At 58.9% G+C, this 22,052-nt stretch carries 32 protein-coding genes and 2 pseudogenes; 26 read left to right on the forward strand and 8 right to left on the reverse strand.

Going from position 1 to position 22,052, the window contains the following annotated elements; all coding sequences use genetic code 11:
- The first annotated feature begins 3 nt into the window (after positions 1-3).
- The 16 genes from AA105894_RS12175 (at position 4) to AA105894_RS12250 (ending at position 11,229) form a co-directional block, all read left to right on the forward strand.
- The gene (locus AA105894_RS12175) at positions 4-1,311 is read left to right on the forward strand and encodes a phage terminase large subunit (protein ID WP_267311969.1); all 1,308 of its coding nucleotides are present in this window, start codon (positions 4-6) and stop codon (positions 1,309-1,311) included.
- Positions 1,312-1,320: 9 nt separating this feature from the next.
- Positions 1,321-2,811 carry a phage portal protein gene (locus AA105894_RS12180; RefSeq protein ID WP_267311970.1) on the forward strand — a complete coding sequence of 497 codons (1,491 nt, stop codon included), beginning with the start codon at positions 1,321-1,323 and terminating at the stop codon, positions 2,809-2,811.
- A 34-nt stretch (positions 2,812-2,845) separates the two neighbouring features.
- The gene (locus AA105894_RS12185; protein ID WP_267311971.1) at positions 2,846-3,424 is read left to right on the forward strand and encodes a phage scaffolding protein; all 579 of its coding nucleotides are present in this window, start codon (positions 2,846-2,848) and stop codon (positions 3,422-3,424) included.
- Between the two features lie 82 nt (positions 3,425-3,506).
- Positions 3,507-4,871: a DUF4043 domain-containing protein gene (locus tag AA105894_RS12190; protein WP_267311972.1), complete on the forward strand. Its 1,365-nt coding sequence runs from the start codon at positions 3,507-3,509 to the stop codon at positions 4,869-4,871.
- Complete coding sequence (locus AA105894_RS12195) at positions 4,871-5,098, forward strand: hypothetical protein (protein WP_267311973.1); 228 nt, start codon at positions 4,871-4,873, stop codon at positions 5,096-5,098. Before AA105894_RS12190 ends, AA105894_RS12195 begins: the two co-directional genes overlap by 1 nt.
- Positions 5,083-5,505, forward strand: a complete 423-nt coding sequence (locus AA105894_RS12200) for a hypothetical protein (RefSeq protein WP_267311974.1) — start codon at positions 5,083-5,085, stop codon at positions 5,503-5,505. The genes AA105894_RS12195 and AA105894_RS12200 overlap by 16 nt, the downstream gene beginning before the upstream one ends.
- A gap of 8 nt (positions 5,506-5,513) precedes the next feature.
- Positions 5,514-5,909 carry a hypothetical protein gene (locus AA105894_RS12205; protein ID WP_267311975.1) on the forward strand — a complete coding sequence of 132 codons (396 nt, stop codon included), beginning with the start codon at positions 5,514-5,516 and terminating at the stop codon, positions 5,907-5,909.
- 5 nt (positions 5,910-5,914) lie between these two features.
- Complete coding sequence (locus AA105894_RS12210; RefSeq protein WP_267311976.1) at positions 5,915-6,616, forward strand: hypothetical protein; 702 nt, start codon at positions 5,915-5,917, stop codon at positions 6,614-6,616.
- A 1-nt stretch (position 6,617) separates the two neighbouring features.
- Entirely contained in the window at positions 6,618-7,508 is an 891-nt protein-coding gene (locus AA105894_RS12215) for a hypothetical protein (RefSeq protein WP_267311977.1), read from the forward strand.
- A 64-nt stretch (positions 7,509-7,572) separates the two neighbouring features.
- Positions 7,573-7,848: a hypothetical protein gene (locus tag AA105894_RS12220; RefSeq protein ID WP_267311978.1), complete on the forward strand. Its 276-nt coding sequence runs from the start codon at positions 7,573-7,575 to the stop codon at positions 7,846-7,848.
- 3 nt (positions 7,849-7,851) lie between these two features.
- On the forward strand, positions 7,852-9,378 hold the full coding sequence (locus AA105894_RS12225) for a phage tail protein (RefSeq protein WP_267311979.1): 1,527 nt from the start codon (positions 7,852-7,854) through the stop codon (positions 9,376-9,378).
- Positions 9,378-9,806: a hypothetical protein gene (locus AA105894_RS12230; RefSeq protein WP_267311980.1), complete on the forward strand. Its 429-nt coding sequence runs from the start codon at positions 9,378-9,380 to the stop codon at positions 9,804-9,806. The genes AA105894_RS12225 and AA105894_RS12230 overlap by 1 nt, the downstream gene beginning before the upstream one ends.
- Positions 9,803-10,141 carry a hypothetical protein gene (locus tag AA105894_RS12235; RefSeq protein WP_267311981.1) on the forward strand — a complete coding sequence of 113 codons (339 nt, stop codon included), beginning with the start codon at positions 9,803-9,805 and terminating at the stop codon, positions 10,139-10,141. Before AA105894_RS12230 ends, AA105894_RS12235 begins: the two co-directional genes overlap by 4 nt.
- Positions 10,142-10,149: 8 nt before the next feature.
- Positions 10,150-10,281, forward strand: coding sequence for a hypothetical protein (locus AA105894_RS12240; protein ID WP_261763194.1), 132 nt, complete (start codon positions 10,150-10,152; stop codon positions 10,279-10,281).
- A complete protein-coding gene (locus tag AA105894_RS12245) occupies positions 10,274-10,756 on the forward strand; it encodes a phage virion morphogenesis protein (RefSeq protein WP_267311982.1) in 483 nt (160 codons plus the stop codon). Before AA105894_RS12240 ends, AA105894_RS12245 begins: the two co-directional genes overlap by 8 nt.
- A gap of 92 nt (positions 10,757-10,848) precedes the next feature.
- The gene (locus AA105894_RS12250) at positions 10,849-11,229 is read left to right on the forward strand and encodes a hypothetical protein (protein ID WP_267311983.1); all 381 of its coding nucleotides are present in this window, start codon (positions 10,849-10,851) and stop codon (positions 11,227-11,229) included.
- A 92-nt stretch (positions 11,230-11,321) separates the two neighbouring features.
- Here the strand turns inward: AA105894_RS12250 and AA105894_RS16000 are convergent, their stop codons facing one another.
- From AA105894_RS16000 to AA105894_RS12260, 3 genes are all read right to left on the reverse strand, one after another.
- Positions 11,322-11,645 (reverse strand): DUF3761 domain-containing protein, encoded by a 324-nt coding sequence (locus tag AA105894_RS16000; RefSeq protein WP_373316777.1) that lies wholly within the window; start codon positions 11,643-11,645, stop codon positions 11,322-11,324.
- A 433-nt stretch (positions 11,646-12,078) separates the two neighbouring features.
- Complete coding sequence (locus AA105894_RS12255; protein WP_267311984.1) at positions 12,079-12,564, reverse strand: hypothetical protein; 486 nt, start codon at positions 12,562-12,564, stop codon at positions 12,079-12,081.
- 72 nt (positions 12,565-12,636) lie between these two features.
- A complete protein-coding gene (locus AA105894_RS12260; protein ID WP_267311985.1) occupies positions 12,637-13,050 on the reverse strand; it encodes an Arc family DNA-binding protein in 414 nt (137 codons plus the stop codon).
- A gap of 91 nt (positions 13,051-13,141) precedes the next feature.
- Here AA105894_RS12260 and AA105894_RS12265 point away from each other — a divergent pair, with 91 nt between their 5' ends.
- From AA105894_RS12265 to AA105894_RS12275, 3 genes are read left to right on the forward strand one after another with little or no spacing between them, the layout of a single operon-like run.
- Positions 13,142-13,333: an Arc family DNA-binding protein gene (locus AA105894_RS12265; protein ID WP_267311986.1), complete on the forward strand. Its 192-nt coding sequence runs from the start codon at positions 13,142-13,144 to the stop codon at positions 13,331-13,333.
- Positions 13,334-13,346: 13 nt separating this feature from the next.
- Positions 13,347-14,201, forward strand: a complete 855-nt coding sequence (locus AA105894_RS12270; RefSeq protein ID WP_267311987.1) for a phage antirepressor KilAC domain-containing protein — start codon at positions 13,347-13,349, stop codon at positions 14,199-14,201.
- Positions 14,198-14,545, forward strand: coding sequence for a hypothetical protein (locus AA105894_RS12275; RefSeq protein ID WP_267311988.1), 348 nt, complete (start codon positions 14,198-14,200; stop codon positions 14,543-14,545). The genes AA105894_RS12270 and AA105894_RS12275 overlap by 4 nt, the downstream gene beginning before the upstream one ends.
- Before the next feature lie 45 nt (positions 14,546-14,590).
- Here the strand turns inward: AA105894_RS12275 and AA105894_RS12280 are convergent, their stop codons facing one another.
- From AA105894_RS12280 to AA105894_RS12290, 3 genes are all read right to left on the reverse strand, one after another.
- On the reverse strand, positions 14,591-14,881 hold the full coding sequence (locus AA105894_RS12280) for an addiction module antidote protein (protein WP_267311989.1): 291 nt from the start codon (positions 14,879-14,881) through the stop codon (positions 14,591-14,593).
- A gap of 2 nt (positions 14,882-14,883) precedes the next feature.
- Entirely contained in the window at positions 14,884-15,177 is a 294-nt protein-coding gene (locus tag AA105894_RS12285) for a type II toxin-antitoxin system RelE/ParE family toxin (RefSeq protein WP_267311990.1), read from the reverse strand.
- A 96-nt stretch (positions 15,178-15,273) separates the two neighbouring features.
- Positions 15,274-15,558 carry a hypothetical protein gene (locus AA105894_RS12290; protein ID WP_267311991.1) on the reverse strand — a complete coding sequence of 95 codons (285 nt, stop codon included), beginning with the start codon at positions 15,556-15,558 and terminating at the stop codon, positions 15,274-15,276.
- A 70-nt stretch (positions 15,559-15,628) separates the two neighbouring features.
- Here AA105894_RS12290 and AA105894_RS12295 point away from each other — a divergent pair, with 70 nt between their 5' ends.
- Both AA105894_RS12295 and AA105894_RS12300 read left to right on the forward strand, forming a co-directional pair.
- The gene (locus AA105894_RS12295) at positions 15,629-17,773 is read left to right on the forward strand and encodes a hypothetical protein (protein WP_267311992.1); all 2,145 of its coding nucleotides are present in this window, start codon (positions 15,629-15,631) and stop codon (positions 17,771-17,773) included.
- Positions 17,774-17,879: 106 nt separating this feature from the next.
- Positions 17,880-18,911 (forward strand): P63C domain-containing protein, encoded by a 1,032-nt coding sequence (locus AA105894_RS12300; RefSeq protein ID WP_267311993.1) that lies wholly within the window; start codon positions 17,880-17,882, stop codon positions 18,909-18,911.
- A gap of 112 nt (positions 18,912-19,023) precedes the next feature.
- Here the strand turns inward: AA105894_RS12300 and AA105894_RS12305 are convergent.
- Positions 19,024-19,275: pseudogene (locus AA105894_RS12305) on the reverse strand (type II toxin-antitoxin system HicB family antitoxin); the annotation flags it as partial.
- A 24-nt stretch (positions 19,276-19,299) separates the two neighbouring features.
- On the reverse strand, positions 19,300-19,698 hold the full coding sequence (locus AA105894_RS12310) for a hypothetical protein (protein WP_267311995.1): 399 nt from the start codon (positions 19,696-19,698) through the stop codon (positions 19,300-19,302).
- A gap of 74 nt (positions 19,699-19,772) precedes the next feature.
- Here AA105894_RS12310 and AA105894_RS12315 point away from each other — a divergent pair, with 74 nt between their 5' ends.
- The 5 genes and pseudogenes from AA105894_RS12315 to AA105894_RS12335 all read left to right on the forward strand — a co-directional run.
- A complete protein-coding gene (locus tag AA105894_RS12315; protein WP_267311996.1) occupies positions 19,773-20,156 on the forward strand; it encodes a hypothetical protein in 384 nt (127 codons plus the stop codon).
- A 121-nt stretch (positions 20,157-20,277) separates the two neighbouring features.
- Positions 20,278-20,622 (forward strand): hypothetical protein, encoded by a 345-nt coding sequence (locus AA105894_RS12320; RefSeq protein ID WP_267311997.1) that lies wholly within the window; start codon positions 20,278-20,280, stop codon positions 20,620-20,622.
- 43 nt (positions 20,623-20,665) lie between these two features.
- The gene (locus AA105894_RS12325; protein ID WP_267311998.1) at positions 20,666-21,586 is read left to right on the forward strand and encodes a hypothetical protein; all 921 of its coding nucleotides are present in this window, start codon (positions 20,666-20,668) and stop codon (positions 21,584-21,586) included.
- 12 nt (positions 21,587-21,598) lie between these two features.
- A complete protein-coding gene (locus AA105894_RS12330) occupies positions 21,599-21,805 on the forward strand; it encodes a hypothetical protein (protein WP_267311999.1) in 207 nt (68 codons plus the stop codon).
- A pseudogene (locus tag AA105894_RS12335) lies at positions 21,802-22,052 on the forward strand (hypothetical protein); the annotation flags it as partial. The gene AA105894_RS12330 and the pseudogene AA105894_RS12335, both read left to right, overlap by 4 nt.

Raw genomic sequence — 22,052 nt, forward strand, 5'->3', positions numbered from 1 at the left:
AGCATGGTCGCAACGCTCAATCCCGCTCAGGCCGAGGCAAACCGGCTTCTGGGCTCGCCTGCGACGCATATCCTGCTGCGCGGTGGGTCGCGGTCTGGCAAGACGTTTCTGCTCGTGCGGGCAATCGTTATCCGCGCCGTCATGGCGCCAGGATCACGGCACGGTATTTTTAGGCACAGGTTCAACGCGCTGAAGCACACGATCATCGGCGACACTTTTCCGAAGGTGATGCGGCTTTGCTTTCCTGAGCTACCCTACACACTCAATCGGACGGACTGGTTTGTGAGCCTGCCCAACGGCTCCGAGATCCTATTTCACGGGCTTGATAGCTCCGACCGAACCGAAAAAATCCTCGGGCTCGAATTTGCGACGGTCTATCTGAACGAAGCGAGCCAGATCAGCTATGGCGCTCGCAACATGCTCCTGACGCGCCTAGCGCAGAAAACGAAGCTGGTCGCCAAGGAATATATCGACGCTAATCCGCCGACGACCTCACATTGGCTCTACAGCCTGTTTGAACGCAGGATCGAGCCAAAGGGCGGAGAGCCCCTGCCCGATCCGGCGTCTTATGCGACAATGCAGATCAACCCGGACGCGAACCGGGACAATCTCTCGCCTGAGTATCTCGCCCAGCTGGAGGCATTGCCTGAAAAAGAGCGTCAACGCTTTCTGTTCGGGAATTATCAGACGGCGATTGACGGCGCACTCTGGACGCTGGATCGGATCAAGCGGGCCTCTATGGTCACTGACGCGGATCGCGCCACCATCCTCTCGGATATGCGTCGTATCGTCGTCGCGGTCGATCCCTCTGGCTGTTCGGGTCAAGAAGACTACCGATCCGACGAGATTGGCATTTCGGTCTGCGGCATTGATCGCGAAGGCTGCGGCCATGTGCTGGCTGACTTGACCTGCCGCGCTGGGCCTGCAGGCTGGGCAAAGGTTGCGCTCGATGCGCTCGACCTCTGGAAAGCCGACCGGATCATCGCCGAACGCAATTTTGGCGGCGCGATGGTCGAGCAGACAATACGATCACTCAGGGCAACCGCACCGATCAAGATGGTGACGGCTTCTCGCGGCAAATACGCCCGCGCTGAACCGATTGCCGCACTCTACGAGCAAGGCAAGGTCACGCATCACGGGCGCTTTCCCGATCTCGAGGATCAGATGTGCCAGTTCTCGGCCTCTGGTTTCCAAGGCGCTCGCTCGCCTGACCGGGCGGACGCGCTGGTCTGGGCACTGACGGAACTGATGCTCGAAAAACAAAGCGCCCCGGCTGCATGGGCGCCTGCTCCACCTATCTTTGGACGATAAGGCAATCGCATGGACTGGCAGTCTCTCAGGGCGCGCTATGATACGCAGCTGGGCTTGCCTGCGCGAGCGGCTCGCCTGCTGGGCTTTGGCCGCGTTCTGGACGGTACACTCTATGACGTGCTGCCACATGATTTTTGCGAAGAGTATTCGGGGGCCGGGGAATATATCCCCCTTTCCCGCCGCCGCCCCTCGGTGCGTACCAACCTCTGCCGGACGGTAGTTGACGACAGCGTGTCTCTGCTTTTCGGCGATACTCACTGGCCGAGTTTCAAGGTCACAGCCCAGAAGACGAGCGAGGCGCTCAACGCTTTCGCGCGCTGCGTCAGTCTTCGCCCGCTGATGGTCGAGGCTGCAACACGCGGTTCGGTCGGATCGGCCGCTATCCTGATCGAAGCGGTTGAAGGTCAGTTGGCGCCGACGCTGCTCGAGGCGGCCTATCTCACGCCGCAATGGGACGCTCTGGGGCGCCTTGTCTCGGTTCGGGAGCGGTACATTGTCTCGGGCAAGGATCTTGCTGCGTCGGGGTATGCGATCCCGGATGACATGCAGGGTACGCAATATTGGTGGCAACGGTCATGGACGACGCAGGATTGCGAGATCATGCAACCTCATCCGGTCGCTGATACCAAGGCGCCTGCCGTCGATGAGAAGCGATCAAGCAGGCACGGACTCGGCTTCGTGCCGATCGTCTGGATCAAGAATCTTGGCGGCGCGTCTGGCGACATAGACGGCGCCTGCACATTCGAGCGTGCAATCGATACCGTCATCGAGGCCGATTACCTGCTCTCTCAGGGTGGTCGCGGCCTGCGATACGCGTCCGATCCGACGCTCGTGCTCAAGGCGGGCTCTGACCACTCAGGAGCCCCGGCGCGACAGGGTGGTGCTGCCTCGGCTTTAACCCTGCCGCCTGACGGCGACGCCAAGCTGCTCGAGATCAACGGTGCGGCGGCTGATGCGGTCCTGACCCATTACCGGGAGTTGCGGGCGCTTGTGCTCGAGCAGCTGCACGGCAACCGAGCGCATGCGGACAAGATATCCGCAGCGCAGTCCGGACGAGCCATGGAGATGATGTGTCTGCCGCTCATCTGGCTGACAGATCGGCTCAGGCAGTCCTACGGTGAGGGCGGGCTGCTTTGTCTGCTTCGTATGGTCTGTCAGTTTTCCGCCGCTCTGGCTGATGGCGTGTTGATCAATGGCGAGCGATTCAAGGATCTCGATCCTGCTGGTCTCTGCCTGCATTGGCCGCCCTGGTTCGATCCGACCGAACCTGAATTGCTGGCGCTGGCCCAAGGGCTCGTGACGGCAGTGGATGGCGGGCTGATCGCAAACCAGACCGCTTGCATGATCTACGCTGCCCGGATTGGCGTCGCCGACGCATCCGAGGAATGGGCGAAAATTAAGGAAGAAATTGCGAATGGTGAGCGCGTGGCCAAGCCCGCCGACACGGTTCGCAAGGATGCCACCACAGGCAAGACGCTCTCGCATCAGGTCGAGGCGTAAACGCGGCTGATGCCGCACCCCGAAAGAGAGACAGATGTCTGAACCGACCGAAATCGACCCGAACACCGTTCGGGAGCTTGAGCGCGCACGTGCTGATCTCAAGACGCTGCGTGCCGAACTCAAGGGCGTGCAGGAAGACGCCGACCGCGCCCGCAAGGAGCGTGATGGCTTCAAGGGCCAGATGGAGAAGCAGCGCGCAGAGCATGACGCCAAGCTGGCGGAAGCAACCTCTGCAAATGACGCTCTCCGCGCCGAAAACGAAACGGCGATGACCGAACTGCGCTCGGCAGGCGACAAGGCCCTGATGCACGCGAAGGCCGAGGCAATCGCGACCCGTCTGGGTGCGCATGATCCGGCTGATGTGGTGCGCCTGCTCGATCTCTCTGCCGTCAAGCGCGGCGAGGACGGCACGTTCGAAGGGCTGTCCGACGCCCTCGAAGCCGCCAAGGAGAGCAAGGCCTATCTGTTCGGTGAGCCGCCCAAGACCGGCGCCGAGCAAGGCACGACCCGTACCGCTCCTGCGCCGCAGCCGGGCAAGCCTGAGCCGGTCAACGCCCGCACAATGGCGACGCAGGATTACGAGGCGAATAAGCGCCAGTTCCTCGCGTCCTGACAATCCCTTTCCCCGCCTGGCTGATGCTGGGCGCGACCGTGCCTGATGGCGCAATTCCCCTCCCCAGCATCATGAGAGTGCAATGAGCATCACGAATTTTCCGCTGCAGCTTCAGGCAGCCATCCAGCAGGGCTACCTTGCCCGCGAATTCCAGGACGGCCTGACTTCCAAGCTCGGCTTTCGTCAGATCGCAGACCGCGAAAACGTCTCGGCTGGCATCGGTGAAACGATCACCAAGACGCGCAAGAGCCTGAAGACGCCGGTTACGGAACCGCTGAACCCGGCCTCGAACACGAATTTCGATAACGGCCTGACAGCGACCGGATGGGGTGTCGAGCAGTACACGCTCACGCTGAACCAGTACGGCGACACGACCGATCTGAACATGGTCACGTCGCTTGCCGGTATCGCAAGCCAGTTCCTCGCCAACGCCCACACCAACGGCATTCAGGCGATGCAGTCGCTTGATCGTCTCGCTCGCAATGCCCTGTTCGGTGGTGCGATGAACGGTGTCGGCGGATACCTGGGTGGTAACACCCGCGTTTCCACGACACTCGGCGCTGCCGGAACCACGATCAGCGTGGACGACATCCGTGGATTCCAGCGCATCATCTACAATGGTCAGGTGACACCGATCGGCAGCGGCTCCGGCATGACGATCACGATCGGCGCCAATGCTTACACGCTCGTGAGCGTCTCCGCCGACGCAACCAATACCTCGACCGCTCCGGGCGGCATTTCTGGCACTCTGACCGTATCTGGCAACAACATCGCCGTTGCTGATGGCACGGCAGGCAATGCTGTTGTCTCGTCCGTCGCCCCGAACGTAATCCGCCCGAATGGGCGCCCCACGACCGCAGCTCTCGCTGCTGGCGATACGTTGGGCATCCAGAACGTACTGGCCGCTGTCGCAGCCCTGCGCCGCAATAACGTCCCGGCCATCAATGGCGCATACAACTGCTATCTGGACGATCTTCAGTTGCTCGGCCTCTTCCGCGATGCCGACTTCAAATACCTCTATCGTGGCGCATATGGATCGGAAGAGTATCGGTCGGGTCAGGTGATCGAACTGCTCGGCGTGCGCTTCATTCCGACGACAGAGGCTCCCCAGCAGGCGGCAATCAACGCTGCGGCAGGTCCGATTCACCGTGCGATCGTGCTGGGCCAGGGTGCGCTGGTCGAGGGCAACTTCGCAGGCACCGGCTACTCTGACATCCCCGGCGTCGATACGGCCCTGCTCGAGATGATCGACGGCGTGGCTATGGTCACTCGTGAGCCGCTGGACCGTCTGCGCCAGATCATCGCGCAGTCGTGGTACTGGATCGGCGGCTTCGCCCTGCCGACCGACATGACGGCCAATGCCTCGATCATTCCGACCGCCACGAACAGCTATCTGAAGCGCGGCGTGGTGATCGAGAGCCTTGGCACGGATGGCCTGACTGCCTGATGGCACGGCGTCCGCGCAATCTGTCAGAGCATGGGGAGGCGTCGGAAACGGTGCTTCCTCAGCCTCAGGCCATTCGCCTGACCGCGCCACACGGCTTTATCGAGAGCGTCCATAACAAGGGCGTCTTTCACTGGCCTGCTGGCGAGGTTGTCACCAATCCCGCCACGGTTGCGCTCCTGATCGAGCGCGGTGCGTCCTGGGAGATTGTGGAATGTCAGGATCTCTGACCCCCATTCCGGCGCCGACTTTTGCGACCGGGCCGCTCACCATTGATGAACTGGTCATGTGCCGCCGCTTCATGGGTTATCCGGCGCTTGGCGGCATCAGTTCGGGTGAGCAGTCGTGGCGCTTTTTCGCAGCCTACGGGTTCAACGAGTGGCGCTTCCAGAACATGTCACCCGCCGAACTGGCACAGGTCCGATCGTATCTGACCAATTGCGAAAGTCTCGAGCAGGCGATCTACGGCGCCGGGGATAACCTCGATACCGATCAGGCCGCCGTCTGGACGCGCAATCGTTCCGAGGTCTCCGACCGGATAGCCCTTTACAATTACTGGCGTCAGCAGCTTTGCGCGTTCTTCGGTGCCCCTATCGGCCCCGGTGTTTACGGGCAGGCGGGGCGCATCATCGTTTGAGGTCGAGAATGGACTATAAAGACGATCCCATCATCACGAATGCCAATGGCTTCGCCCTGCCTCGCATTGGCTGGGCGCTGGTCGAGGACGGCGTAATACGCGCAGTCGTTCATACCTATGACGACCACGCCGGGCCTTTCGAGGGTGCGCCGGTTGCTATGGCTGGTCAGGTGCCTCTCACTGGGCGATGCGCCCTCAAGGTGACAGGGACGGGTGCGATGGTCGGCCATCTGGTCGATCGCAACGGCAATGTGTCGGCCTCTGGCGGTCGCGATGCGGCCCTTGGTGACGACATGGCGGCCTATCACGACACTTGGCCCGAGCCGGTTGCAGCGGCGGCACCCAGTGCAGAGCCGGGACAACTGCCTACAGAACTGCCGCCGCCTGACAAGCCTGAAGAGTAAGCGCCATGCCCCCACTCAACCAAGGTGTCTGCCTGTCTGCTATCCAACGCCACGTAGCGCGCGGATACGGGCAGGCCGCAAAGCGCCTTGGGTCAGTGGCGCAGCAATACCGGCCATCCTGTCTGACGATGCCCTGCGAGCCCGATCCTTATGCGCTCGTGATGGCGACGTTCAACGATGACCCGGAATTTGCGTTCCGGCGTCCCGTCCAGTGGGGCAAGCCGGTCGCGTATGGCCTTTTCGATACGACCGATGTCGCGCCGGGCGATGTGTTCTTGCTGCCGAACGAGGGCACGTTCTTCATCACACGGTTCGAGCCTTTCCGGCCAGCACAGGCCATTCTGAGCAATGCGACGGTCACTCTATCGGGCGCACCGGGTGCAGGGTCAGGGCCATCCTCAGGAGGCACCTCCTGCCCGCTGGCTGGGTATCAGCCGGGATACGGCGGAGCGACGGCGGGGAATGTGAGGTTGGCCACCGGCTGGCCAGCGTGGATCGGCGAGCCTGGGCGCGGCTACGTGCCTCAGACCGGAACACCGGGCGCGCTTCCAGCCTCTGCACTTCTCATGCGGCTACCGGTCATGCCCGACTTCTCCCCGACCGCCTATATGACGGTCGCGACCCAGGCAGGGCAGTCCTACACAATCACCGGCGTTGCTTCTTCACAATATGGGCATGAATGCCTGATGGTCACGCAGCAGGTCTGACATGCCCGATATCTCAAGCGTCGCGTCTGGGCTGGCTCAACTTTGTTCAAGCCTGCTTTACCCGAACGGCACGAATGCGATCTCCCTATCGGGTCGCCGGACGATCATTCAGCGCGGGTGGCTGACCGAGGCCGTCATGTCGAGCATTTGCGGGCCGCATACCGGGACCGATTATGTGCTCGTCATGCCGGTGCAGGGCGCATACCGAACCATTCCAGAGCCTCTGGGCTGGCCGTGGGAGACAGGACCGATTACGGCACCTACCGTGTCGCTGATCGTCGAGGGTAACACCGCAACGGTCTCGATCGCTGCGGGTTCGGTGCCGAGCGGCAATGTCGGAGTTCAGGTTCGCACCGATGCGAACGCGCCATTCCCCGACCGCCTTGCTGCTGTCCACGCGGTGCAGCCACCAGACACGCCCGAAACGATTGCATCTGCTCTGGCCGCCTTCTTCCCAGACGCAACGACGCAAGGGCCGACACTCACCATCCCGCACGCGATTGGACTGACACCGGCGACGGGCGGGACCGGCACGACGACGCGGATCACCCGCCGTCAGCAGCAACTCTTCCTGGTCACGCTCTGGTCGGGTTCGCCTGATGGACGCGATGCGCTCGGCTCGGCCCTCGATGGGGCGCTATCGAGCGTTACGTGGTTTGCTGCCTCGGACGGGGCGCAGTGCCAGCTCAAATTCGCCGGGTCCGCTGACATCGACACGATGCAGGCCCAGAGCCTCTACCGGCGTGATATGCGCTTCAACGTGATTTACGACACCACGCAGACCCAGGCCGCAGCGCAGATGCTCTTTGGCGCGGGTGTGGTGCATGTCCAGACGCCTGCTGGCCCTGTGATCCAGACATTCGGGTCTGTCGTCCCTGACAGCCTGCAATGATGCCTCCTGAGGGACGGCACTGACGCCCCTCGCCTCTTTCTCACTCACCCTTCGAGGATAATTCATGAGCGGCACAACCACGCTATCGAGCGGGGGCAGCGGGGCTGCGTCTGCCGATCAGGCGACCACTCCGACCCTTTCTGGCGCGACTGCCACCAAGGCAGCGGCCGTCAGTCGGGCGCCTGACTACGCCTATATCCCCCGCGAGCCCCTGACCGTGCTCGGCAAGGATTGCCCGGCTTTTGCGCCGATCACCGACGCTGCGACGATCGCTGAAATCGAGGCGACCGGGCAGGTCAATCACTGCACGCGGGTCAGTGCCGCATCCCTTGGAGGCTGATAAATGTCGAGGATCTATCAAAGCGGTCAGTTGAACACGACCGCACTTACCGTGCCCGATCTCTATGTCTCGATCGTGCAGCCGCAAACGCTGCTCAATGGCGTGACATCGGGACGCGTGGGCATTGTCGGCACCGCCTCGTGGGGCCCGGTCAACACGCCTGTCATTATCGGCGGTATGGGCGACTATCTCGCAGCATTTGGCCCCAAGCAGGCCGCCGCAACCGATCTGGGGTTGGCGGTCAATATCGCGTCGCTGCAAGGCGCCTCTGACTTCCGCTGTGTGCGTGTGACCGATGGAACGGATACAGCCGCCACGGGATCTCTGACGGGCTTGCTGAACCTCACGGCGCGATACACCGGCACATCGGGCAACGCCCTGTCGATGACGGTGCAGAAGACTGCCACGCAGTATCAGGTCACGCTCAGCGCGCTGTTTGCCCAGACCGCCGAGGTCTATTCGGTCGCCATCCAGAGCAGTGTTTTGGCCTCGATGCAGTCGATTGTCAGTGCGGTGAATGCAGCGAGCAAGCTGGCCATCCTCTCCGCTGTAGCATCGCCCGGTGCAGAGCCGACCTATCCGGCGACCGCCACTCTTACGGGCGGCACCAATGGCAGTGCACCGGGCACGACCGCTTTCGTCGGCTCGGATGGGTCTGTGTCCGGCGCCGGGACGGGCATGTACGCCCTGCGCGGTCAGGGCTGCGCCTTGGGCGTGCTGCATGGCCTGACCGACACGAGCACCTTCTCGACGCAGGCGGCGTTCGGCCTCGGTGAAGGCGTTTACATGGTCGGCAGCATGTCAGCCGGCATGAGCGTTTCCGCTGCGGTCTCGGCTATGGCCGCCTCAGGTGGCGCCTCCTACGCGCTCAAGGTCATGCACGGCGACTGGCTGTGGTGGAACGATGACACGAACGGGCTGATGCTTGCGCCCCCGCAGGCTTTTGCGGCTGGCGTGATCGCCAATCTGGGTCCGCAGAATGCCAGCCTGAACAAGCAGCTTGCAGGCATTGCCGGAAGTCAGAAGGCGGGGCAGACCAGCGCGGGCGGTACGACGACCTACTCGACGGCAGAGCTTTCCGCCCTGATCGGTGCCGGTCTGGACGTGATTGCCAACCCCGCGCCGGGCGGTGCCTATTGGGCGTGCCGATCGGGCCACAACACCAGCCTGACGGCCACCGTGCAGTCCGACAGCTACACGCGCATGACCAACTGCCTTGCCACGACGCTGGCAGGCGGCATGGGCGTTTATGTGGGCGCTGTCGTCAACGACACACTGTTTGCCGAGATCCGCGCGACCATTCTCGGGCTCTTGTCCGGCATGTTGGGTCAGGGTCAGTTGGCGACGGTGAATGGCGCCCTGCCCTACACCGTGATCTGTGATCGCACGAACAACCCTGTCACCCGCGCTGCACTCGGCTACGTTCAGGCCGATATCGCCGTGCAGTACCAGGGGATCAACGAGAAATTCATTCTCAACCTTCAGGGCGGCGCCTCGGTGCAGATCGCCTCGGCTAGCGGGAGCGTCTGATGGCCAACATGTTCAATGTCGGGCGGGATTGCCAGGTCGTCCTGCTCTGGAACGGCACCAGGATCAATATGCCGATTGTTACTGGCTTCCAGAGCCAGCAACAGACCCATCAGGTCAACAGCACGCCGCTCAACTCGCCTCCCATCTTCACGGATATCGAGAACGGCTGGCGCGGTCAGTTCGACGTGGACCGCAGTTCTGCCGATCTGGACAGCCTTATCGCTGCGAAAGAGGCCGCGTTCTGGAACGCTGGCACGATCGGTCAAGGGACCATCTATCAGTACATCACCGAAAAGGATGGCTCCACGACGACATGGGAGTACGCGGGTTGCACGGTCAGGCTCTCGGATGCCGGTCGCTGGCAATCTGAAAATAAGACCTCCCAGCGCCTCGAATTCAACGCCAGCACAAGGACGAAAATCTCGTGACCGATACCATCAAAGACGCCAAGGGGCGTGAAATCGAGGTGCGTGAAGTTGTCGGGAGCGCCATGTCCCGCCTGGCACGCCTCAGTGGCGAGGCATTCGGCGCCAATCTCTGGACCACGGCCACGATTGCCCGAGCGAGCGTCGTCTCGATTGATGGTGTTCCCCTGCCGCCGCGCATTTCGTCGCTCAACGACATCGACGGCCTGTGGGACAGCGTGGATGCGGAGGCGGCTTCGGCTGCGATCGAGTGGATGCAGGCCCGTCAGGAAAAGGCTGTTGAAGAGGCAAAAAACTCTTCGGCGCCCCAGGCTTCCGAGACCGGCTCTGGCTCGTAAAGAATGGGGTGCCTTACCTCACGGCAACTGAAGAACTGACCGACGCCGAGGTCATGGCCCACGCGATTGCCTTCTCTGAAATGGAGGGCAATCGCTTCGATTGGGACCAGATGCAATTCGAGAGGCGCGACGATGCGTGATTTCACCCCCGAGGCCTTTGCCGCCTTTCTGGGTGAGGCCGCGCTTGCGGTAGAACATCGCACCCGGAGCGCGCTCGAGGAAGCCGCCCGCATTGTCGAGCGTGAAGCCAAGGCCGAGATCGGCCATTACCAGGAACAGGCAGGCCCATTCGTTCCATGGGCCGAACTGGCGGATGGGACCAAGGATGATCGTGTTCGCCAAGGCTACTCCGAGAATGACCCTGGCCTGCGCTCCGGCACGATGCGTGACAGTATCAACCACCGGGTTGAGGGCTCCGAAGCCCATATCGGCTCAGACGATCAAAACCTCGTCTATTTTGAGCTTGGGACTGACAAGCAGCCTCCTCGCACGGTTCTGGCCGGGGCTCTCATCAGGAAGACCGACGAGGTGGTAGAGACTCTTGGACGGCGCTTTGTTGCCAGCCTGACTGGTGATGGAGTGGCGAATGGGGCTTTGCCGCTGGATGGGGAATAGAAATAGTAAATCCCTTACTGCAATATCCGGCGTTGCGTCCGTCTTCCCCTTATCCCCCGTGACGTGCCACTCTCTCATCAGAGGAGAGCGCCATGACGATTGGAAAACATCTTGTGCTGGCAGCTATTGCATTGCTGCCATCTTTCACCGGAATGCACGCCTACGGTGCGGAAGCTCCGAGCGGTGCCAAGTCAGTCCAAGATTATCTTGTCGATTTTCAAGACTTGAAGAAAGGGACCAAGGTCATCGTAGGACCGGGCCGCTTCGCCTGCGTGGGCGGAAGCCTCTGTTACCTTTACGATGTGGAGCAACTAAACAACTATCTTGTTATTGATATATCGGGGTTGAGTCGTGATGATCGCAAAGAGATCATCGGGGGCAGTCCGGTTACGGGCGCGCTGCACTACCTATCGATAACATCAGGACAAGTTGCAGGGATGCCCGGTGGGAAGGTGCTTAGCATAGTTCAATGATCCGTTGATCAAAACGCTACAGCAACATCCTGTAAGTTCATATACCGCTATTGATCGTGCGGCGTAAACTGGGCGGCGCGCCCTGCCGCAGATCATCCCCCACTCAGCCACTGCGCGACACCACCATGATGCGAGCATGTGCCCCTGTGGTGGAGGCTAAAAGAATACGAGCCGTCGCCGCACTTGGCCGACGCTCCGGCTGGAATGCCTCCCCCCACCACATGCGCAGGTGAATGGACCCGCTTTCCATCCGAGTTCGTATAGTGCTCATGCTCTTGCAGCTGCGCCTCAGAGGGCTCTGGCCTGCTGGTCTGAGCGGCAGGCTGGTGTTGGCCTGTTTTATCGAATGCGTTGGCTGGAGCGGACAGGCCAATTGCTGAAATACAAACAGCTGTCAGGAATAATGAGCGAATCATGCGAAAGGCCTCTCACGGTTTGTGAAAGACCTTAGTGGTTAGGCGTTTCTTAATTGCTAACTCTGGCCACCGGAGCGGGCATGTACGTCGCTGCACGGTTTTCCGTTGACTAGGCGTTCGCGATTAGAGAAATTCTGGCGTGCGCTGCTCTCTAGCCGCAAGGCAGTTCAGCATCTAAGACCTTCCTAGAAGGCCGTCGCGCGGCTGGGCAAGGCTTGCCAACGCGACGTGGAGAGGGCTGCGGGCGCAGTCCGCGAATTGGCCATTCGCGCGCTCGAGGGCAGACCGATGCCTAATGCGCGGGCGACAGAGGACTGAATTTTCAGAATCTAACTTCTCAATTGCGGCACTGATTATAGAAAATTAAAAAAATATGTTGTCGATATTCATTCAATCGCTGGAATACTAAGGATTTCGAGCGGACCTGACCCTGTCAATCGATAGTACTATTGATGGTAATCCGCTTTTCCCGACTCTTCTGCGATTGGAGCGATATGGTAAAAATAATCGTACTCTCGGAGCCGGTTAAGGCGGTATGGAGGTCAAGCCAGTTTGACCAAAAAGTCTCTCCGGCGGCGAGAGCTTTGTAAAGGGTAATATTTTTTACTCTTTTATCTTGTATTTGACCTCTTTCGACGAAGAATAAATTAGCAGGACGTTTTATCCGAACGGACCTTAATACGATGGTCCGGGTTGTGGGGTTATATATGCGAACCTTGAGTGAGCCAGTGGTCATTCGTCCTATTTTTGCGCCAGTATGATTTTTCTGAAGATCGTATTCGATTGAAGCCTCTATTTCCGGCAGCCAGGACGCGCGCCGATCCCTCAGCTGCATACAAGCCAATGGTGCGGTAATTACGGACACCGAAGCACTCAACATAGCGCCGACCGCTTGTATGATATCTGTAGCCTGTGACATGCGTTTAGGTCAGCAGCGGGATGGGTTTCGAGTCAATGGGCGGGGAGGAAGGATGTTGCAAGCAAGCGTTCCTTACTCTTTGAATGATCGCAGTCTATCCTCTAGAATCTTAACCTTTTTGTGCAAATCTTCTGCTTCTGCGTCAGTTTCCTGAATTCTTTTTATTAGGAACTTTCTGTAATTATAGGTATCTCTATCTTCGTTTCCTTCACAGTTGGCAATATCTCTCGAAAAATTCGATATATCATCATTTAAAGAAGTTATTCTATGCCATAAAAAATTGATTTCTTTTTCTAGATTTGTCTTGCTTTCGTCATGATTAAATGGCGACGGCTTGTATCCCGTTGGAAGCTGAGCGAGCGCATCTTCTAGAAGGTCAATGATCGCTTGATTCATCGACGTTCCCATCGTCTGAGCATGCCGACTAACCTGCTCCTTGAGAAAAGGGGGGAGTCGTATTTTCATCTGTGGGTCGCTGGCAGCCATAAAATGGACCATGGACCACATTCTAAGTTGCATCAATAAACCATATATGGTTCATTCTTGTGGTCCATTAGGACCAAGGGGAAACGGAGATATGAAACATACAGACCCCCAAATGAAAATCCGCCTCCCGCTTGAGGTTCACCGCCACGTTAAAGCGTCGGCGAAACGCCAAGAGCGAACGATGAACGGATACATCGTCTTTCTGCTTCGGCAGGAAATGGAAAAAGAAAAGGCGACGGGAACACGCCTGGCAGCAAATCCCGTCGCCTCAACCACCGAATAAGGAAACAATGGCTATGACCGTTGATATCATAAGCACGCCTGCGATTTCCAGCGTCACGATCAACAATCGCGATGTGAGCATCCTTGAACATAAGGGCCAGCGTGTCGTCACGCTCTCGATGATTGACGAAGTGCATCAACGCCCTGAAGGGACGGCCCGCCGCAACTTCAATGCCAATAAGGGTCGCTTGATCGAAGGCGAAGACTACTTCGTACGAAATTCGTCCGAAGCCCGAGAGCTGGGGTTTACCGCACCTAAAGGATTGGTCCTGATTGCTGAGTCAGGCTATCCCATGCTCGTAAAGTCCTTCTCGGACGATCTGGCATGGCAGGTCCAACGACAGCTCGTGAACAGCTATTTTCGCAAGGAAGCGGGTGCGAAGCCAGCTGACCCAATGGCTTTCCTCAATGACCCGGCAGCGATGCGAGCGGCTCTCCTTGGCTACACTGAGAAGGTTATCGCGCTCGAGAGCGTCAATGCTGAACTCGCACCGAAGGCGGCCGCCCATGATCGCTTCTCTGTTGCTATAGGGGAGTATGGCCTGCAAGAAACTGCCAAAATCATCCAGGTCAAGCCAAAGGTCTTCATGGATTGGCTGGACGCACATCGTTGCCGGTATTCGCGTGGGGCGGTGAAACTTGCTTATCAGGACAAGATTGACGCTGGGTATTTTCGGAACCGGGCGACTTACTACACAGACAAAAATGGGGAGCCGCAAGCGGGAAACACCATTCGCGTTACTCCGAAGGGGCTAACGTGGCTCGCTAAGGTTGTGCCTGGGGCAAAGATCGACCCGGACTATACGGTATCGATCAAAGAAGAAGAGACCCCCGTCCCTTTCTCCCGCCTGAAGGAGGCAGCGTCATGAGCGCGCTGACCCAGCGCGAGAACCCTCGCATCACGGGCGCTGTCATGTCGGAAGGTCAGATGCTCTGCTTCGACGCAACGGACTACATGCTTGAGCCCGGCGCTCAGGCGGTGGTGATCGGCGCGCTTGGGCGCATCCACGTTGCTACGATCGGCAAGGACCACCCTGACGAAATGCGGCGCAAAGGCATGAACCGGGGCGCGATCATTCCCTATGTGTCGGGTTGCTACCCTCACGGGACGAGGGAAAACCTGTGTGTGAAAGTGCTTGGGCGATTTATTCCGCTGGCAACGAAGCAGGCTGAGCGCTCTGTCCGGCAGGATAAGCGCCCCGCCGTCGCGTAACCGGGGGCCTGCGCCTCTATAATGGGGCGCAGGCTGTCACAGGCTTTACGCCCCAGTCTGGAAGGAAGCCTTGATATCCAGCGCCTTCATGATGCCCAGCAGGCTCGACAGGCTGGGATTACCCTTTTCAGAGAGAGCCTTGTAGAGCGCAGGTCGCGTGATGCCAGCCTTGCTTGCCGTTTCTGTCATGCCACGGGCCTTGGCAATCACGGATAGCGCATGTGTCAGGGCGGAGATGTTGCCATCCTCCCACGCCATATTCAGCAGCTCATCCTGAACGGCGGGGTCTAGCGCCGCCCGTGCGCTATCGAAGGTTTCGAGTTCAGAGACTTTCATGATCAGTCCTCCAGTTCACCGGCCAGCTTCTTTGCCGCCTTGATATCTTTGCTCTGCGTCCGCTTGGAGCCGCCTGCGAGCATCACTACGACGATTGCGCCTCGCTGGACGAAATAGAGGCGGTAGCCGGGGCCATAATGAATGCGGCTTTCAGACACCCCTTCACCGCATGGCTTTACGTCACCGAACGACCCGCTTTCGATCAGAACCAGACGCGCCTTGATCTTTGCCACAGCGCGGCTGTCGTTCAGGGCAGCGAGCCAAGTGCGAAACTGAAGGGTTGTTCTGACTTCCATGTGTAAACTATAGATGACAGATGATAGACTGTCAATCTGTCACACGGAGAAACTGCTGTGAGTAGGGCTTTTTTCGTTTTGGAGCCCTGAAGGCTCCTAGAACCCGAGCCACGAGGTTATCGCATCGTTGATCATGATGTAGGCGATCACCGCGAGCGTAGCGATAAACAGGAAAATAAACGGTCCGAACAGGATAAGCAGCAATATTCCTGCGAATGCTTCGTTCGGGTCTCTGCCTCTCGGAATGTGCCTCTTCTTCGGCGCAGCAATAATGACCTGCCTCACCTGGCCTGTTGGCTTTCGGACAGACGCCACCTTCCGCTTGCGGGTCGGGAGCTGCGGCATTTCGGCGGCCATGTCGGCCTGCATCTGACGCCACATAGGCGTTCCACCATCATCGAATTCGTCGTCTGTTTCGTCACGGGATGGGCGCATGACAGGAGTATAGCACATGACTGACGTCTATCGCATCGGTGTCGCGATCGGCATGACCGACAATGCCACGCAAGTACTGCAGACGCTGGCATCAAAAGTGCTTGGCCTCAACATGGCGGCGAAGGATCTCGAGCGCGGGCTGAACCGCGCGAAGCTTGCCGCAGTTGGGCTAGTGGGAGTTCTTGGCGGCTCGGCAATTTTGCACGGCGTCAATTCAATGGCCGAGGCAGGAGCCAAGCTACAGCGCGCCCAGACTGCCATGCTTCAGGCGGGCATGACCCAGAAGCAGATCGCACAGGAAACGGCGGTCGCCTATAATTCGATGAACCAGGTGCGTGGCCCGGACATCGTTGACCGCGTGAATGCCATTCGCGAACTGCGTGGCATCGTGGGCACAGGTCCAAACGGCAACGATTACCGCGAGGTCAACGCCGTCCTTCCAAACTACCTGCGCGTTCGCAGTCTCTATGGTGAGCATGGATCGCAAGAGATATTCCGTACGATCGAGATGCAGGGCGGCGCGCGCTACGATGATAAAGGAAACTTCGACGAGGCGCGCTTTGCGCAATATCTCGACGCTTCGTTGCGTACCCTCCAGGCGTCGGGCGGAAACCTCAAGCCGCAAGACCTGCTAAATGTCATGCAGATGGGAGCAGTTACGGCGCGTGGTATGACGCCTGACGCCTTCTGGAATATGATGATGACGCCCGCAATGGAAATGCGCGGCTATCGAGCAGGCACAGCCGTAACCGCGATGTCGCGTGTTTTTTATGGCGGCATCATGCCTGATCACAATGCCCGGGAGTTGGAACGGCTCGGTATCTTAAGCGGTGGCTCGATCAAGAAAATGGGTCATTTGACCCCGGAACAGCGGGCCGACCTCAAAGCGCATGGCTACCATGTAGGCCGTGGAGGGGTCGTCACTGTCCGGCGTGACGGCGTCAAAGGCGCAGACGAGTTGAATGACCCGAGCCGCGGATTTTTCCCGTGGATCAGGGACGTTCTCGCGCCTAGCATACGCCACGACTACGACACTAATGTTGCCACTCGCCCGGGCAATGCTGAGACGTACGATGCTTTCGTAAGACGGGAAATTCTACAGGCGCTGCCAACAGAGACGGCGCGAAGGTTCTCAGCGCTGATGGTCCAGCAGATTACAAGCGTCGAACGCGATGCGACCCTGAGGCAGCAGGCTTCAGGGCTTGGTGCCTACGATCTCGCACAACAGAACTACACGCAGCAGCTAGAGAACATGCGCCACTCATGGGCATCCCTTATGGAGACGCTGGGATTGCCCGCAGCGCAAGATGGCGCGCATATCCTGCAAAGCATCAGTCACGGGCTAGATACGCTCACTCAAGCGGCAGCAAAATCGCCTGAGGCAACACGGATGATCATAAGGCTCGCTGCGGGTATAGGAGCCGTGGCAGTCGTCGGGGGCACTATTGCTGTTGGCATCGCATCCTTGGGAATGGTTGCGAGCGGGCTGGGGGCGCTAGGGGCCGTAGCTGCTGGCGGCACCTTGATTGCGGCGGCAGCGGGTATCACCGCCGTCTCTACCGCATTAGTCGGCCTTGTCGGCATAGCCATGCTTTGGAAAAATCAGGACCAGCTCAAAGCCGACCACGCTGCGCAGCTAAAGGCGCATCCGGAGATGCAGACGCCGAAGTATTTCGACGCCCCTTATGAGCTTTCCGATTTTAATCCATTCAAATGGATGCAGCACCACCGCGCGCGAAGGCCGCTATGGCGCGAAGCCGACCCCGAGTATCACGCTCAATTTGGTAGAGATGAACTCACCCGTCAGCTAGGGATAGGCGGCTACACACCAACAAAGCCAGGCCCACGCATAGTCTCGAACGAGAACGTCCCCATCATTGATCGCCTCAATGCGGCGCGGGTCTTTCCTGAGAACGCCGGGTCAACGCGCCGCAGCGATCGGGCATCGAACGGCGCATCGCCTTTAGGATATGGAACGGAGCAGCGCACCCAGAGCCAAACGCTGCACCTCACAGTGCCCCTCACCCTAGACAAACGCGAACTCGGCCGAGCGATGCTGCAGATCAACCTGGACGACGCCCGGCGCGCCAACCGAGCTCAGTCGGGCGCGTTCGACGGGCTGGCAAATGCCCAGGTGCCGGGGATGAGTGTGGGGTATTGAGGGAAGATGCAAACCGGGTGAAGTGCTGCTCGTCCAAAAAAGCGACATTGCAAGCACAATAGATGAAATGCTTGCAAATTTGGGAAAAGAGAGCATATCATGAGTAATGCAAAAAATTCGCTCCCCCCGCGCTGCGGGCGCAGAAGCCCGTTCTCAAGCCCTCCCTGCTGAGCGTCGAAAGGAAATAGCTGCCGCAGCAGCCAAGGCGCGATGGGAAAAAAATCGCCTTGTAAAGGCGACGCACGGATCCACTGAGCACCCGCTCGTCATTGGCGACATACAGATTCCTTGCTTCGTTCTCGAGGACGGACGCCGTGTCTTGACCCAAGGCGGCTTCACCGATGCGCTCGGATTAGCCCGCGGTGGATCGATGGTAGCAGGCATGAATCGACTTGAGCTTTTTGTCTCCAGAAAGAAGATAAATCCCTATATTAACAGTGCCTTGGCAGAGAGATTCTCCAATCCAATCGAGTTCATAACGCCAAGTGGATACAAAGCTTTAGGCTTCGAAGCTGAGGCGCTCCATGATCTTTGCGAAGCCGTTCTCTCTGCTCGTGCAGCCGGAGTCTTGCAGACGCAACAGCTGGACATTGCCTTTCAGTGCGAAATCCTCGTCCGGGGCTTTGCCCGCGTAGGCATCATTGCCCTCGTAGACGAGGCTACCGGTTATCAACGTGACCGTGAGAAAACCGCTCTTGCTGATATTTTGGAAAGGTTTATCGCAAAAGAACTATCTGCTTGGGTGACTACTTTCTCGGCAGATTTTTACGAGCAGATGTTTAGACTTCGTGGGCTAAAGTTCTCCTCCGGCAATGTGAAGCGGCCCCAATATTTCGGTCTTCTAACCAACGATATTGTCTACAAAAGATTGGCGCCGGGCGTTCTCGATGAGTTGAAGCGCGTTACTCCCCGAACCGAAGGTGGCCGCCCGACCGCAAAATATTTTCAAAGCCTAACGACGAACCTCGGCTATCCTAAACTCAAGGAACATCTCGGGGCGGTAACTGCATTGATGAAGATCAGCAAAGACTGGCCTCAATTTATCAATACGCTCAACGAGCACTACCCCCGCCACGACATGACTCCCATGCTACCAATGGACTATGACCAGAAAAATGATCCCGGCGAAGGTCTATAGGCGGGGGGAAGAATTTTTTGGCATTCTGTCTGCCTGGCTTGGATCGCAGGCACCATCAAGCGTCCGCCAGTACAGCGTCATGTCACCGAGCCGCCGCCGCACTGACAGCCTACGCATGGCCCCCATTACGTATGCGCACTTGAAACTTGCCAGAGAAGTGCCGCGCCGGCTCAATTCCTTTCTCCGCACACATTTCAAGAAACACGCGAAGAGACGTTTCTCCCTCAACCGCAAGCCCTGAAACGCTGTCGGAACAAAAGTCAGCCCCGCCATTGAGCCCTAGGAATTCGCCCCGAAACATGCCGATCTCGGGGTCAAACTGAATGACGGCCTGATGGCCGCCGATGGTCATCGTGTTGTTCATGGCTTCGCTTGGCTCGAGGACGATTCACTCACCTCCATTATCACTCTGCACGATGATATTGCGCCCGGAAAAGGTATACACTCTTTTGCTAACACGACTGCCTTCGGCGGTAACGCCAAGATTCAGATCTCCGCCGAGTTTTGATGCGCCAACAGCTCCCTTGCCGGAGATGTCGTAAAATTCTTCGATTGTAACTGTTTCAGCGTCGGCGATCCGTTGCGCTATCGCCAACTCCTGGGCGATTTTGGCTTGCTGGAGGTCGAATTTCAGCCTGAGATCCTGCTTTGCAACCTCTTCTTGCAGCTCGGTCATCCCTTTTTGCGCGGCCGCATCAACGGTTTTAACGGAAGCTTTTACTCCATCAACGATAAGGGTGGCGAGGGGAGACGCCAGGAAACTCAGCATCGCGTTAGGAGATTTCATTTTGTGTGGCCTTTATCATATGATCGACCCGAGCATCGTTGACAGCCTTGCCGCTTCGCCGCCAGAATCGCGCCATGAAGTCTTTTCGTGCCCTGATTGTCCTGTCAACGTTCCCTCTCCTTGGCGGCTGCTACTTCCACAGCAAAAGCCCAGGCGAGAGCGACGCTGCGTGCGTCGGGCGTATGCTCGGATCGACGCCCTTTTCTGAGGTCGCTGCAAAATGCGCGTCTGGCCCGGTGACGGCGAGCGGGCAGCGGATGCTTGATGTCTGGCAAAACGGCTATGCCACCAAGGTAGCGCGGTCACAGAACTGGCCAGTGGTCGTTCCTACGCATGAGCAGATATCGACCTATCTGGATGGACGCTATGGCGTCGAGCCGGGCGGTTTCAGGCCGAAGAGCGAGGAAGAGTGGGATAATCATCTGATGGACGTGGAAGCCGGACGCAGCGCGTTCTGACGAGGTGTTGCAGCATTTTCTTGTACCGCTTGGCCAAGTGAGATAGATTCATATGGTTCTTCACAGATTTCCGCCTTCGTTCCGCTCTTCTTGCAACAACGCAAAGATCAGGGGCTTCCTGATGCGAAGCGTTCCGGCGCTGGCTGTGATGATCTCTCTTTCCGCTTGCGCCAGTCTGGGGCGTATGCCCGGCACGAGCGACGTTCAGTGCGTTCGCCAGCAGATGGCGCATGGCAATTCGTATAACGGCCCTCTGCCCTTCGATATGGCGGCGGGCCACTGCATTCAGCCAACCGGCCCAGAGGATGGTATCGTAGGCGCTCGATATCGTCCGCTCGATCTGCGGTCCGACCCGGAGTTGCAGCGCATGATTGAAGATCCGGCGCTCAATATACCCGGCTACCCTTATATTCCGAACCGTTCCGCCGCACCGCCTGTCGGGAGACGCTGGCAGATAGTTCAGTGACACATTGAGCCGCTTCCGAGCGGCTTTTTTATTGGGCTTTCCCATGGCGAACACGCTCCTGAACATCGAGACGATGCTCGGCTCCTTGTCGCGCCTTGGGGCGACTGCCCCGGTCAGGATCGGTTCTGTAACGCTCACTGGCATGGAAGTGCCCAGCGGCGTCACTTTCGGCGGTCAGCAGCAGATCGTCATTCATCGCCTACCTGGTGGCGGCAGGGTGATCGATCTCGGCGGCAATGATCCAAATCGGATCGAGATGCAAGGCATCTTCCTTGGCCCGTCTGCACAGGCCAGGGCCAAGGCCCTGGATCAGATCCGGCGCGCAGGGCAGATCGTGCCGTTGGAAGTCGCAGGCTTGTCCCTTCGCGTCTACGTCCAGGCCTATCGCTACACATACGAGGCGAAAGGCGCGATCTGCCGCTATTTCATGGTGCTGGAGCTGCCAGGCGAGGCGCTCAATGCGTCAAGCACCTCCACTTCAGCACTGGCTGGATTGATTGGAGACGATGCGACGAGTGCGCTCACATCGATCACCGGAGCGGTGGGCAACATCTCGCAGGATCTGTCGAATTTTGTCGGTCAGGCTCAAACGATTGTCGGCCAGGTGGCGCCGATAGCAAACCTTGTAGGCGCAGGGAGCGCGCTCGCAAGCGTCTCGGACAAGCTCCAGATTGTGCAAGGGGCTGCGACGGCGGGCACCAATCTGTCGGCCCTGCCGAGCGCCGCCTCTTCGGTGATTGGAAGTTTACAATCAGCCGGTAGCGGCCTGATGACGCTGATCGACAACACGGGCCAAAACCTCGAGGGCATCACCCTGAATAACTCGTCGTCGCTGACGGCGCTCTCCCAGAATGCCCAGCTTGCCAGCACCGGGGTCGATGCGGGCGCCGCCGTAAACCGGGCTGCCATCAATGCGGCAACGGCGACCAACGCGGCTGTGCCCTCACCTGCCGTCCATGGCTGATTGGACCCTCTCATGCAGACGATACAGGTCACGGCGGCTGATGTGTCGCTCTATCACGTTGCGGCAACGCGCCTGAACGACGCAAGCCAGTGGTGGCGCATTGCCCAGCTTAACGGCGTGACGGACCCCGATCTCACATGGCTGCCCTCTCCCGTTCCCCTGCAGATCCCGAGCGTCGATCCGACGCTGAATAGCGGTGTACCGGGTCTTACCTCATGAGCGATGTCGTTGAGAGCATCACCGTCACGGCTGGGCGGCGAGTTGTGCGAAAGATCAGGGCGCAGATCCTGGTGAATGGTCGCGCCGTGCCTGAGACCCGGCTGGAGCAGTTCGCACTTTCGCGAACACGCTATAGTCGGGCCGATACGGCAGAAATCAACCTTGCGGTTGACAGGGCGGCTTTGTCGAAAATCACCGGCAATTACTGGTTCGATCTGGCCGTAACGGCAGGGACGGCAAAAGCCGA

Origin of the sequence: Asaia spathodeae NBRC 105894 (assembly GCF_025994195.1) — a bacterium.
GTDB lineage: Bacteria > Pseudomonadota > Alphaproteobacteria > Acetobacterales > Acetobacteraceae > Asaia > Asaia siamensis.